This is a genomic window from Mesorhizobium sp. LCM 4576, from assembly GCF_001854815.1.
In the GTDB taxonomy this organism is placed as follows: Bacteria; Pseudomonadota; Alphaproteobacteria; order Rhizobiales; family Rhizobiaceae; genus Mesorhizobium; species Mesorhizobium plurifarium.
The window spans coordinates 140,768-153,049 of the sequence record NZ_MDDT01000004.1 but is presented as its reverse complement, the minus strand read 5'-3'; the positions used below and the strand labels follow the sequence as shown (position 1 = coordinate 153,049).

Below are 12,282 nucleotides of genomic sequence, written 5' to 3'. Positions count from 1 at the left end.
TCGAACCGTTAGCCGGTAACCATCATGGCCGAAACCTCGGCTTCGGCGGCCTTCGCGCCATCGACCATCGCCTCGCAGGCGAATTTCAGCAGATTGCCGCGCTTCTTGATCTTCTTGACATGGATCCTGAGCTGATCGCCCGGAACCACCGGTTTGCGGAACTTCGCGTTGTCGATGGTCATGAAATAAACCAGCGAGGGTTTTTCCGTATTGAGGCTGCGAATGCAGATCGCGCCCGCGGTCTGGGCCATGGCCTCGATGATGAGCACGCCGGGCATGACCGGCTGCTGGGGAAAATGGCCCTGGAAATGCGGCTCGTTGATGGTCACGTTCTTGATGCCGACGGCGGAGTCGTCGCCGTCGATATCGACGATGCGATCGATCAGCAGGAACGGATAGCGGTGCGGCAGGAGCTTCATGAGCCCCATGATGTCGACCGCTTCGAGTGTCGTTGCCACCATGTCAGCCATTTCCGTCGCCTTGCTTGCGCGTCCTGGCCATCTTGCGCAGCATCGCTATCTCGCGCATGGCTTCCGCCATGGGCTGCGCCGGGTAACCTCCCCAGACCTCGCCTGCCGGCACGTTGTTCATGAATCCGCTTCTCGCAGCAAGCTTGGCTCCCGGCCCGATGGTCAAATGATCGGCGAGGCCGACACCGCCACCCATGGTGACGTTGTCGCCGACAACGACGGAACCGGAAATACCCGAAAGCCCGGCTATAATGCAATTGCGGCCGATGCGAACATTGTGGGCGATCTGCACCAGATTGTCGATCTTGGTGCCTTGGCCGATGATTGTGTCGGACATCGCGCCGCGGTCGACGGTCGAATTGGAGCCGATCTCGACATCGTCCTGGATGATGACGCGGCCGATCTGCGGCACCCGTTCAGGCCCTTTGGCGCCGCCGACGAAGCCGAAACCATCCTGGCCGATCCGTGCGCCGCCATGGATGATGACGCGATTGCCGACAAGCGCATATTGAATGCTGGCGCCGGGGCCGATGAAGCCGTCGCGGCCGATCTGGCAGGAGCGGCCGACAACGGCGTGGGGCGCTACGACCGTGCCGCTGCCGACGGACACGCCGGGGCCGATCACCGCGCCGGCCTCCACGATCGCCCCGTCCTCGATATGCGCGGATGGATCGATAAACGCATGCGCCGATATGCCGGTTTCTCCGGTCATTGGCGCCGGCGTGGCGGCTTGCGGAAACAACAGGCGTCCGACCATGGCGAAAGCCTGTTGCGGACGTGGATGCATGAGCACGGCGATGCCCGGCGGCGCCTTGCCGGCAAAATCGGCGGGGCACAGAACCGCGGCCGCCCTGAGCGACGGCATAAGCGCGAAATTGCGCTTGCCGTCGACAAAGACGAGCGCGCCGTCGCCACCCTCATTTGCTGGAGCCAGCGCCTCGATGGCAATTTCGGCCTGCGCGGAATCGAGCAGGCTGGCGCCGGTCAGATTCGCGACCTCGCCAGCTGTATACCGGCGTGAAGGCGCGAAGAACACCGGATCGGTCATTCCAGAAGCAATATCCAGCTGGGTCGGATCAGTCCACTCCGGGCCGTCAACCGGCCCGGAACGATCGCAACCACGACATCAGAAGCGGGTCGCGATACCGAAGTTGAATTCCTGCGTTTTGTCGGTCGGCTCTTTCTTGACCGGGATCGCGTAGTCGATGCGGATCGGGCCGAACGGCGAAGCCCACATCAGACCGACACCGACCGAGGCCCGTAGCTTCATGCCCACAGACGACTGATCGACCAGGCTCGGATCAAGCTTGTTGCCATAAAGGGTTGCCGCATCGGCAAATACCGCACCGCGCAAGCCGAAGCTCTCCGGAATGACTGGAAGCGGGAACTGGGCCTCCGCCGAAGCATTGAAATAGGTCGTACCACCGAGATGATCGCCTGCCCCGTTGCTGTCTACTGGACCGATACCGCCGTATTCGAAACCGCGGATCATGCGGTCATTGCTCTGGAAGTGATCAAAGATGCGCAGATCACCATTGCCGTAGCCAGCAATGTAACCGGCGCCGCCCGAAACGAGACCGACAAGGTCAAGCTGCTCCGACAAGGTCTCATAGACGCTCGCTCGCCCAGTCACCTTCACCCACTTGGCATCGCCGCCGAGGCCGGCAAATTCGGTGGTACCGGTGATGTAGAGACCCTCATGCGGGTTCTTCATGTCGTCGATCGTGTTGTAGACAAGGCCCAGGCTGACCGATGACTTCAGCCAAGGGCTTTCTGCGATACCAGCTTGAATTGCGTCCGAAACATCACACTTCGCAGGGTCTAGCGAACCGTCAGTCAAGCAATGGTCTGGGTAGTCATACTTTTCCTGCGAGATGTTATACGCCAGCTGCGTTGAAACGCTGTCCGTGATCGGCAGGCCGAAGCGAATAGTCGCGCCGGTGGTGTCCGTGTCGTAGTGATCGTATTCGCGGGTCGACTTGTAGATATCGAAGCCTGCCGCGATGCGCCGGCCGAGGAAGTAAGGCTCGGTGAAGGACAGGGCGAAGTCGCGCGAATGCTTGCCGCCGCCGGCCGACAGCTTGATGTACTGGCCGCGGCCGAGGAAGTTGCGCTCCGTGATCGAGCCCTCGATCGAGGGTCCGGGCGTGTCGCCGCCGGTCGAATAGCCGGCGCCGACCGAGAACTCGCCGGTCGACTTCTCGACCACATTGACCACCAGCACGACCTGGTCGGGCGCCGAGCCAGGAACGGTCGAAATTTCGACGGACTGGAAGTAGTCAAGGTTTTCCAGCCGCTTCTTCGCGCGCTGGATGAGAACCTGGTTGAAGGCGTCGCCCTCGCTGACATCGAATTCGCGGCGGATGACATAGTCGCGCGTGCGGTCGTTGCCGCGGATTTCGATGCGCTCGATATAGGCCTTGGTGCCCTGGTCGATGGTGTAGACGACCGAGATGGTGTGGTTCTCGAAGTTGCGGTCGCCGCGCGGCGTCACCTGGGCGAAGGCATAGCCCGAGCCCGCGACCTTCTCGGTCAACGCGACGATCGAATCCTCGACGTCCTTGGCGTTGTAGACGTCGCCCTTATGGGTTTCGACGACCGATTGCAGCGCCTTCGAATCGACTTCGGGAATGGTGCTTTCCACGCTGACGTCGCCGAACGTGTAGCGGTCGCCTTCCTGCACGGTGATGGTGACCGTGTATTTGTTGGTGGTGTCGTCAAGCTCGCCGACGGCGGAAACGACCTGGAAGTCGGCATAGCCGTGATTGTAGTAGAAGCGGCGCAGCAGCTCCTGGTCGGCGCGCAGCTTGTCCTCGTCGTAGACGTCGTCGCGCAGCACGAAGGACAGCCAGGACGAGCGCTTGGTGTTGATGACGTCCGACAGGCGGCGGCTGGAATAGGCGTGGTTGCCGACGAAATTGATCGCCGCRATCTGGGTGCGGCCGCCTTCGTTGATGTTGAAGACCACGTTCACGCGGTTGTCGCCGAGATCCATGATCTGGGTGGTCACGGCGGCGTCGTCACGGCCAATGCGCTTATAGGCCGTCTTGACCGCCTCGACATCGGCGTCGAGCGCCTGCTGCGAGAAGGTCGCGCGCGGCTTCAGCTGGATAGCGGCCTGCAGCGCGTTGTCCTTCAGCTTCTTGTTGCCCTGGAACAGGACCTGGTTGACGACCTTGTATTCGGAAACCTTGACGACCAGGCTCGAACCGACCTGGTTGATCTGGACGTCCGAGAACAGCCCGGTGCCGAACAGCGCCTTGACGGCGTCGTCGATATCGGAACTGGAGAAAGGCTTGCCCGGCTTGATCGAGATGTAATTGCGGATGGTCTCGGCGTCGACGCGCTGGTTGCCGCTGACCTCGACCCGCGAAATGACCGCGGCCTCGGCCACGGATGTGGCGGCCAACTGCACTGCGAGCGCGCCTGGCACGACCAGAGCGGCGGACAAAGCCGCCGCGGAAGCGGCGCTCAGAAACTTGGATGCTGCCTTCATCGGGCTTTTGTACCTTTTTCTCGTAGTCCCCACGGCGAGAAAACCGGACGTGCGGTATTTTCCCTTACCGTATTAACCGGATTTTCCCTACACGCAAGGCTCCCGGTTAATTTGTATTTACTTAACCGTACCGCGTGGCTTTCGCGTCACGCATATCCCCACGCATGGTAAACGGCATCTCAATATGACCGGCGCTGAAGCCAAATTTCTTCATGATTTCAGCACCCAAACAGATCGTTCCAAAACACGAAGCCCATGAATCCGAGCACCAGGAACAGYCCGGTTCGATAGGCCATCTCCATCATCCGCTCCGAAACCGGCCGCCTTATGACGGCCTCCACGCCGTAGAACAACAGGTGGCCGCCGTCGAGAGGGGGAATCGGCAGGAGATTGAGAAATCCTATTCCGACTGACAGAAATGCAACAAGCTGCACCAGCCATTCGAAGCCGAGCTTTGCTGCCTGGCCCGACATCTTCGCGATCTTGATCGGACCGCCCAACTGGCATTTGTCCTCGCGTCCGAGCGCAAAGCGCTGCAGGAACTGGCCGGTGCGTTCGATCACATGCCCGGTTTCCTCGACCGCCGCTGCCAAGGCGCCGGCCGGTGTGTAGGAAATCAGGCGTGGCTGGCCGAGCTCGGCATTGTTGACGACGCCGATCACCGCGACTTTGACCTTGTTGCCCAGCGCATCCTGCTGCTCCATGGGCTCCGGGGTCGCCGTGACGTCGATTTCCTTGCCGTCACGCAGCATGGTGAAGGTGATGGCGTCGCCTGCCCGGCCCGAAACCAGCCGCTGCACATCGGCGAAGGTCTCCACCTTGGAGCCGTCGACTTTGACGAATCGGTCGCCTGGCTGGATTCCGGCTTTCTGCGCAGGGCTGCCGGCGGTGACTTCGGCCACCGTCGGCTCCAAGACCGGGCGGCCATAGAGGGAAAACAGCACCGCGAACACAGCGATCGTCAGCAGGAAATTGAACAGCGGCCCCGCGACGACGGTAGCGGCGCGCTTCCAGATGGGTTGCGTGTGAAAGGCGACCTCGCGCTCGGCGTCCGTCAGCGATTCGAGCTCTTCCGTGCTCGGCTGGCTCGACGTCGCATTCATGTCGCCGACGAATTTGACGTAGCCGCCCAGCGGAATGGCGCAAAGTTTCCAGCGCGTGCCRTGGCGATCGTTGAATCCGAAAAGCTCGGGGCCGAAGCCGATGGAAAAAGCCTTCACGCCGATGCCGCACCAGCGGCCGATCAGGTAGTGACCCATCTCGTGGACGAACACGACCACGGTCAGCACGAACAGAAACGGCACGAGCGTGCCAAGGACGAAGCCTTGTGTGCTGAAGACCGCGTGAAAGATGTCGTTCAAGTCATGCCCTCAAATTCGCCCACGCGCGACATTCCACCGCGACTGTGGCATCAATCCGGGCGAATCCGTGGCGTGCGCCATTTTTCGCCTTACTGCTGCGTCGTTCAGTTCGGAAACAGCCCCAGTGCCGGATGCTCGGCGCCCGCCGCGATCCAGCCCATGACGTACAGCGCGAACGCGGCCGCGACAAGCCCATCCACCCTGTCCATGACGCCGCCATGGCCGGGAATGAGATTGCTGGAATCCTTGGCGCCGTGCCGGCGCTTGACCCAGGATTCGAACAGGTCGCCGATCTGCGAAACGATCGAAAGCGCCAGCGCGACGAGGCCGAGCTGGACGAGATTGCCGGCGCCGGCCGCGATTGCGAGCAAAACTCCGGCGATAACGCCGCCGGCCGCGCCGCCCAGTGCGCCGCTCTGCGTCTTGCCGGGCGAGATCGACGGCGCGAGCTTCGGGCCACCGACGGCGCGGCCGACGAAATAGGCCGCTATGTCGGTCGCCCAGACCACTGCGAACAGGAAGAGAATCGCAATCAGCCCGGAATGATTGTCGTCACGGAGATAGGCGAGTGAAAAGCCGGACAGCGCCGCGTAGGCCACCCCGGAGGCGTCCCAGGGCGCTGCCCCCTTGATCCGGGCGGCGATGGCCGCGACCGCCACAAGGATCGCGACAAGGAAAAGCAGCCACAAGGCCGGCAGGCCGGCGATCAGCGCGCCGATGAAGATCAGAATCAGTGCCTCGGGCAGGAAGCCGAGAGCCGCGCCGTTGCCGGGGCGGGCCATGCGCGTCCATTCATAGAAGATCAGCGCCGCGATTGCCCCGCAGAACACCCGGAACGGCAATCCGCCGAGCCAGGTGAGCGCAAGCGTCAGAGCCGCCATCACGATTGCCGAGATGACGCGCTGCTGAAGGTTGCTCATGCGCGGCGTCGCCTAAAGCGCGACATCGCGGGCGGCGAGCCCGCCGAAGCGTCGTTCACGGCCGGCAAAGTCGCGCAAGGCGTCTGCCAGATGCTCGCGACTGAAATCCGGCCAATAGCAAGGCAGGAAGACGAGCTCGCTATAGGCGGCCTGCCAGAGAAGGAAATTCGACAGCCTGAGCTCGCCGCTGGTCCGGATCACCAGTTCGGGATCGGGAATGCCCTTTGTGTCGAGCGACGCGGTAAAACTTTCCGCCGTGATCGCCTCGCTCGCCATGTCGCCGCGCGCGACCGCATCCGCCAGCTTGCGCGCCGTGCGCACGATCTCGTCGCGGCCGCCATAGTTGAAGGCGATCACCAGCGTCAGCGCCTCGTTGCCGGCGGTCAGCGATTCGGCCTCCTGCAGCAGGCCCCGGATGTCGGGCTGCAGCCCCTCCTTGTCGCCGATCACCCTCACCCGCACCCCGTTCTGATGCAGTTCGRCAAGATCGCGGCGGATGAACAGCTTCAAAAGTCCCATGAGGTCGCTGACCTCGGATTTCGGCCGCGACCAGTTCTCCGACGAAAAGGCGTAGACAGTCAGATAGGAGATGCCGAGCTCGGGCGCGGCGCGGACCGTCTTGCRCAAGGCCTCGACCCCGGCGCGGTGCCCGGCAAGCCGCGGCAGACCGCGCGCCTTGGCCCAGCGTCCGTTTCCATCCATGATGATCGCGACATGCGCGGGCGTTGCCATAGTCTCGCTTTCGAGCCGGAAAACCCGACCCTAAACCTGCATGATTTCAGCTTCCTTATCGGAAAGCAGGTGATCGATGGTGCTGATCATCTCGTCGGTCAGCTTCTGGACCTGGTCGGACCGCTTGCGCTGGTCGTCCTCGCCGATGGTGCCATCCTTCTCGGCCTTCTTGAGGAAATCCATGCCGTCGCGGCGGACATGGYGCACCGCGACGCGCGCGTTCTCGGCGTAACCATGCGAGATCTTGACCAGTTCCTTGCGGCGCTGCTCGTTGAGCTCGGGTAGCGGGATCCTCAGCGTGGTGCCGTCGACGATCGGGTTGAAGCCCAGATTGGCTTCGCGGATGGCGCGGTCGACCGCGCTGACCATCGACTTGTCCCAGACCGACACCGAAATCATCCGCGGCTCCGGCACCGAGACGTTGGCGACCTGGTTGATCGGCATCGCCGTGCCGTAGGCCTGCACCTGGACGGCGTCGAGCAGGTTGCTGGAGGCCCGGCCGGTGCGCAGCGAAGCGAGGTCGTGCTTGAAGGCGGCGATCGCCCCGTCCATGCGTCGCTTCAGGTCTTCGTACTCGCCACTCATGATCATCTCCTCGACCCGTTCGCCGGGTTTCACTGTTTCTATCGTTATTCGGTTCGCGGTTCCGCAGTCGTTTGACGGATCCTGGCGCCTGTTACTTGTCCGTGACGACCGTGCAATGGCCGCCGCCCCTCAGAATATCGCCGAAACCACCTTTTTCGTGGATCGAATAGACGATTATCGGAATGTTGTTTTCGCGCGCAAGTGCAATCGCTGCCGTATCCATGATCGCAAGCCCGCGTTTGATGACTTCGGCGTGGCTGATGCGGTCGAAGCGGACCGCGTTCGGGTCCTTCTTGGGATCGGCCGAATAGACGCCGTCGACCTGCGTGCCCTTGAACAGCGCATCGGCGCCGATCTCGGCGGCGCGAAGAGCCGCGGCCGAATCGGTGGTGAAGAACGGATTGCCGGTGCCGCCGGCGAAGATGACTACCTTGCCCTGGTTCATATAGGCGGTCGCCTGGCGCTGCGAAAAACTCTCGCAAAGCTCCGGCATGGCGATCGCCGAAAGCACGACGGCGTCGACGCCGATCTTGTTCAGCGAAGTGCGCAGCGCCAGCGAATTGATGACAGTGGCAAGCATGCCCATGTGATCGCCGGTGACGCGATCGCCGCCCTTCGAGGCGACGGCCACGCCGCGAAAGATGTTGCCGCCGCCGATGACGACGCCGACTTCGACGCCCAGCGCGCGCGCCTCGGCAATGTCGGCGGCGATGCGGTCGACCACCGAGACATCGATGCCGAAATGCTGCTCGCCCATCAACGCTTCGCCGGACGCTTTCAGCACGACACGTCGATAGAGGGGCTTCACCGTCATCTCATTCCTCGAAATCTCGGCGCGGCAAATTTGGAGGCAAAACCGCCCCCGCTTCATCCGGCGATGCTGTCATGACGGGTTGACCCGATACACGAAGGGCGCGGCGATGTCACGCCGCGCCCTCGTGCAAATTTCCAGGCTTTTTCGGACCGGTAGCCGCCTTCTGATCAGTTGCCGTCTTTTGATCAGCTGCTCGAGATGCTGACCGCTTCGCCCTCGATCATGACCGCAGGCGAATAACCGGCCGGCTTGTCGCCGGTCACCGCGCCACCGGTCACCCGGACCTGGATCTCGGGTCCGAAATAGGAATGCGGGAACGGCGCCGGCGTGGCGCTGACCTTTTCCAGCCGCGCGCGAAGCTCTGCGGGAATCGAAAAATCGAGGGCGCCAAGATTATCCTCGAGCTGGTTGAGCTTCGTCGCCCCAAGGATCACGGAAGCGATGCCGGGTTGCGTCGCCACCCAGTTGAGCGCGACCTGCGCCATGCTGCGGCCAAGCTCGGCCGCCACCTTCTCAAGTTCCGCCACGATCGCCCAGTTGCGGTCGCTGAACTTCTGGAAGCCGGGATGCGTGGTGTTGCGGAAACCGTCGAGCCTACCGGCATTTCCGGCTTGYGTCGGCCTGTATTTGCCGCTGAGCAGGCCGCTGGCCAAAGGACTCCAAACCATGAWGCCCGTGCCATGACGGGTGGCGAAAGGCACATATTCATGTTCGATGGCGCGCTCGGCGAGCGAATATTCGAGCTGCAGCGCCGAGACCAGCTCGTAGCCGCGCAGTTCGGCGATCGCCTGGGCGCGGCCGGCATACCAGGCCGGCACGTCGGAGAGGCCGATATGGCGCACCTTGCCGGCGCGAACGAGGTCGTCCAGCGTGCGCAGCACCTCCTCGGCCGGGGTGATCCTGTCCCAGACGTGCAGAAGATAAAGGTCGATATAGTCGGTGCCGAGCCGCTTCAGCGAAGCCTCGACCGCCCGCATGATGTTCTTGCGGCCATTGCCGCCGGTGTTGGGATTGCCCGGTTCCGAATTGAAGGTGAACTTGGTGGCGATGACCGCCTTGTCGCGCAAGCCGCGCTCGGCGACGAATTCGCCAAGCCAGGTCTCAGCCGTGCCGCCCGTGTAAAGGTCGGCCGTGTCGAAGAAATTGCCGCCCGCTTCGACATAGGCGTCGAACATCGCGCGGGCGGTGTCCCTGTCCGCGCCCCAGCCCCACTCGGTGCCGAAGGTCATGGTGCCGAGAGCCAGCCGGCTGACGCGCAGGCCGCTGTTGCCAAGCGTGTAATAGGTCATGGTCATGGTGGTCTTCCAATTCTGAACTGATTTGCTGCCGGTCACTGGCCGGGGGTTGCCTTGACCCAGGGATTGCCGCGCTCATGCGTCATGCGGAATGTGAAGCCGTCGACCTTCCAGCCGGCAGCCGAGCGCGTCAGGTGGTGCTCGTACGTGCCCCAGACTTCCCAGAGCGGATCGCCATTGCCTTCCATCCGGTTCCAGGCATAGCCGTTGGAACGGACGGTCGCGGCGTCGGCTTCGAGCGCGACCTGATGGTTGGTGCGCAGATGCAGGCTGGTCTTGCTGCCCTTGAGGTTGCCCGCCCAGGCGCCGATCAGGTCGTCGGACGCGATGTTCGCCGCAGGCTGCCCGGATAGGCTGCTGAAATCGGCGGTGACGCGGTCCGCGAAATAGCTGCGCGCCAGCGTCCAGTCCTGCGCATCCACCGCCCGGTCGATAGCGTCGGCGATGCGGATGACGGCGCGCTCGTCGGCAAGCGCCTGCCAGCCGGCCGGTTCGGCGCCGCCGGCATCGACCGGCGCCAGCGCGATGCCCGCGGCAAAGGTTACATGTCTCAACGCGTTCATTTCGTCTCTCCTTGAGCATCAGCCCGCCGCCGATGTGTTGACGACAATATGAGCTGGTCCGGAAGCATCGATAAGATTGCATTGTTCGCAAAGACTGTGCGATACCATTCATGAATGGATCGCGATCTGCTTACACATTTGCCGGTCATTGTCGCTGTGGCGCGCCGCGGCGGTTTCGCGCTTGCCRCGGCCGAGCTCGGCATGAGYCCGTCTGCCGTCAGCCATGCGGTGCGGTTGGTGGAAGAGCGCATCGGCCAGCCRCTGTTTGCCCGCACGACGCGCAGCGTCTCGCTGACGGAAGCCGGCAAAGCGCTGGTGGAGACGGCGGCCCCTGCCCTGCAGGACATTGCCGAGCGGATGGACCGCATCCGCGGCGTCAAGGGAAGGCCGGCCGGCCTGCTCAGGATCAACGCCTCCAACATAGCGATCCCCCTGGCGGTGACGCCGGTGGTCGCTGCCATGGCCGAACGCTATCCCGAGGTGACGGTGGAGATCGTCGCCGACCAGGGGCTTATCGATATCGTCGGCGAAGGCTTTGACGCCGGCATCCGGCTGGGTGAAATGATCGCGCAGGACATGGTCACCGTCAGGATGACGCCGCCGTTCAAGGCCGTGATCGTCGCCTCTCCCGCCTACGTAGGAAAGCATGGCCGTCCGCGCGCCGTGGCCGGTCTCGCCAACCACAACTGCATCGGCTACCGGCTGGTCCGGTCCGGTGCGCTCTACCGCTGGGACCTGAACGACAACGGCAAGGATGTCGTCGTCGAAACGCGCGGCACGGCCATCGTCACGGATTCGCTTGGCGCCATCGATCTGGCGCTGGCCGGCGTCGGGCTCGCCTACGTCTTCGAGCCGCTGGTGCGCGCCGACCTTGCCGCCGGCCGCCTCGTCCAGATCCTGCCGCAGACGGCGATCGAGGAACCCGGCCTTTTCCTTTACTTCCCGCGCCGCGCGTCGATGGCGCCGAAGCTCAGGGCCTTTATCGACACCGCACAAGAAATYGGCCGGGCATCCATGCGGACACCCGGCCGAGTTGCCTGAGCTCGTGAACTCTTCACCTCAAGGGAAACGCTGCGCGCTCCCCCGGATCAGAGCTATTTCTTGACCGCGGCCGCGACTTCCGCCGCGAAATCGGTCGTTTCCTTCTCGATGCCCTCGCCCAGCGCGTAGCGCAGGTAGGCGACGATCTTCGCCGGGGCGCCGATCTCCTTCTCCGCATCCTTCAGAGCCTTCTCCACGGTGATGTCGGGATTGAGCACGAAGGCCTGCTTCAAAAGCACGACCTCTTCATAGAACTTGCGCAGGCGGCCCTCGACCATCTTCTCGATGATGGCTTCCGGCTTGCCGGACTGGCGAGCCTGGTCGGAGAAGATCGCCTTCTCGCGCTCGACCAGCGCGGGGTCGACTTCCTCGGCGGTCAGCGCGACCGGGTTGCTGGCGGCGACATGCATCGCCACCWGGCGTGCAAAGGCGTTGGCCGCATGCTCGTTGCCGGTGGTCTCGATCGCCACCAGCACGCCGAGCTTGCCGAGGCCGTCGGCAACCGCGTTGTGGACATAGGTGGCCACCACACCATGCGGCACGGTGAGCTTGGCCGAACGGCGGAAGCCCATGTTCTCGCCGATTGTGCCGACAGCATCCTTGATGGTGTCGGTAACTGACTTGTCGGAGCCCGGATACTTGGCGGCGGCGACGGCCTCGGTCGTGCCGTAGGYCAGCGCGACCTTGGCTACGTTGGCGACGATTTCCTGGAAGGCCGCATTGCGGGCGACGAAGTCGGTCTCGGAGTTGACTTCGACGACAGCGGCTTCACGCACGCCGGCATCGACGCCGATCAGGCCTTCCGCCGCGGTGCGGCCGGCCTTCTTGTCTGCCTTGGAGATGCCCTTCTTGCGCAGCCAGTCGACGGCCGCTTCCATGTCGCCGTTGGTTTCGTTCAACGCCGCCTTGCAGTCCATCATGCCCGCGCCGGTCAAGTCGCGGAGTTCTTTGACCTGTGCAGCCGAAATCGTCATTGTCGCCTCTTTGTTTCAAATGCGCCGACGC

General features: G+C 63.2%; 12 protein-coding genes. 1 reads left to right on the top strand and 11 read right to left on the bottom strand.

The features are described 5' to 3' along the window. Positions 1 to 8 precede the first annotated feature (8 nt). The 10 genes from fabZ to LCM4576_RS00910 form a co-directional block, all read right to left on the bottom strand. Positions 9 to 470 (bottom strand): 3-hydroxyacyl-ACP dehydratase FabZ, encoded by a 462-nt coding sequence (gene fabZ, locus LCM4576_RS00955; protein ID WP_040987270.1) that lies wholly within the window; start codon positions 468 to 470, stop codon positions 9 to 11. Then, complete coding sequence (gene lpxD, locus LCM4576_RS00950) at positions 463 to 1,518, bottom strand: UDP-3-O-(3-hydroxymyristoyl)glucosamine N-acyltransferase (RefSeq protein ID WP_071029809.1); 1,056 nt, start codon at positions 1,516 to 1,518, stop codon at positions 463 to 465. The genes fabZ and lpxD overlap by 8 nt, the downstream gene beginning before the upstream one ends. A 78-nt stretch (positions 1,519 to 1,596) precedes the next feature. After that, positions 1,597 to 3,966 (bottom strand): outer membrane protein assembly factor BamA, encoded by a 2,370-nt coding sequence (bamA, locus tag LCM4576_RS00945; protein WP_071029807.1) that lies wholly within the window; start codon positions 3,964 to 3,966, stop codon positions 1,597 to 1,599. 218 nt (positions 3,967 to 4,184) lie between these two features. After that, entirely contained in the window at positions 4,185 to 5,327 is a 1,143-nt protein-coding gene (gene rseP / locus LCM4576_RS00940; RefSeq protein ID WP_071029805.1) for an RIP metalloprotease RseP, read from the bottom strand. A 104-nt stretch (positions 5,328 to 5,431) separates the two neighbouring features. Next, a complete protein-coding gene (locus LCM4576_RS00935) occupies positions 5,432 to 6,247 on the bottom strand; it encodes a phosphatidate cytidylyltransferase (protein WP_071029803.1) in 816 nt (271 codons plus the stop codon). Positions 6,248 to 6,259: 12 nt separating this feature from the next. Then, a complete protein-coding gene (locus LCM4576_RS00930) occupies positions 6,260 to 6,979 on the bottom strand; it encodes an isoprenyl transferase (protein WP_083361269.1) in 720 nt (239 codons plus the stop codon). A 30-nt stretch (positions 6,980 to 7,009) separates the two neighbouring features. After that, the gene (gene frr / locus LCM4576_RS00925) at positions 7,010 to 7,564 is read right to left on the bottom strand and encodes a ribosome recycling factor (RefSeq protein ID WP_083361275.1); all 555 of its coding nucleotides are present in this window, start codon (positions 7,562 to 7,564) and stop codon (positions 7,010 to 7,012) included. Between the two features lie 91 nt (positions 7,565 to 7,655). After that, entirely contained in the window at positions 7,656 to 8,378 is a 723-nt protein-coding gene (gene pyrH, locus LCM4576_RS00920; protein ID WP_040987265.1) for a UMP kinase, read from the bottom strand. A 185-nt stretch (positions 8,379 to 8,563) separates the two neighbouring features. Continuing rightward, on the bottom strand, positions 8,564 to 9,673 hold the full coding sequence (locus LCM4576_RS00915) for an aldo/keto reductase (protein WP_071030116.1): 1,110 nt from the start codon (positions 9,671 to 9,673) through the stop codon (positions 8,564 to 8,566). 35 nt (positions 9,674 to 9,708) lie between these two features. Then, the gene (locus LCM4576_RS00910) at positions 9,709 to 10,236 is read right to left on the bottom strand and encodes a nuclear transport factor 2 family protein (RefSeq protein WP_071029801.1); all 528 of its coding nucleotides are present in this window, start codon (positions 10,234 to 10,236) and stop codon (positions 9,709 to 9,711) included. A 114-nt stretch (positions 10,237 to 10,350) separates the two neighbouring features. Between LCM4576_RS00910 and LCM4576_RS00905 the strand changes: the two genes are divergently transcribed. Continuing rightward, complete coding sequence (locus LCM4576_RS00905) at positions 10,351 to 11,277, top strand: LysR family transcriptional regulator (protein WP_071029799.1); 927 nt, start codon at positions 10,351 to 10,353, stop codon at positions 11,275 to 11,277. 53 nt (positions 11,278 to 11,330) lie between these two features. On the opposite strand, the gene tsf is transcribed toward LCM4576_RS00905, so the two are convergent. Then, complete coding sequence (gene tsf / locus LCM4576_RS00900) at positions 11,331 to 12,251, bottom strand: translation elongation factor Ts (protein WP_071029797.1); 921 nt, start codon at positions 12,249 to 12,251, stop codon at positions 11,331 to 11,333. Positions 12,252 to 12,282: the final 31 nt, after the last annotated feature.

Coding starts and splice junctions, on each gene's coding strand:
- fabZ (WP_040987270.1), bottom strand. CDS start 470: ATGGCTGACATGGTGGCAACGACACTCGAAGCGGTCGACATCATGGGG.
- lpxD (WP_071029809.1), bottom strand. CDS start 1,518: ATGACCGATCCGGTGTTCTTCGCGCCTTCACGCCGGTATACAGCTGGC.
- LCM4576_RS00935 (WP_071029803.1), bottom strand. CDS start 6,247: ATGAGCAACCTTCAGCAGCGCGTCATCTCGGCAATCGTGATGGCGGCT.
- pyrH (WP_040987265.1), bottom strand. CDS start 8,378: ATGACGGTGAAGCCCCTCTATCGACGTGTCGTGCTGAAAGCGTCCGGC.
- LCM4576_RS00910 (WP_071029801.1), bottom strand. CDS start 10,236: ATGAACGCGTTGAGACATGTAACCTTTGCCGCGGGCATCGCGCTGGCG.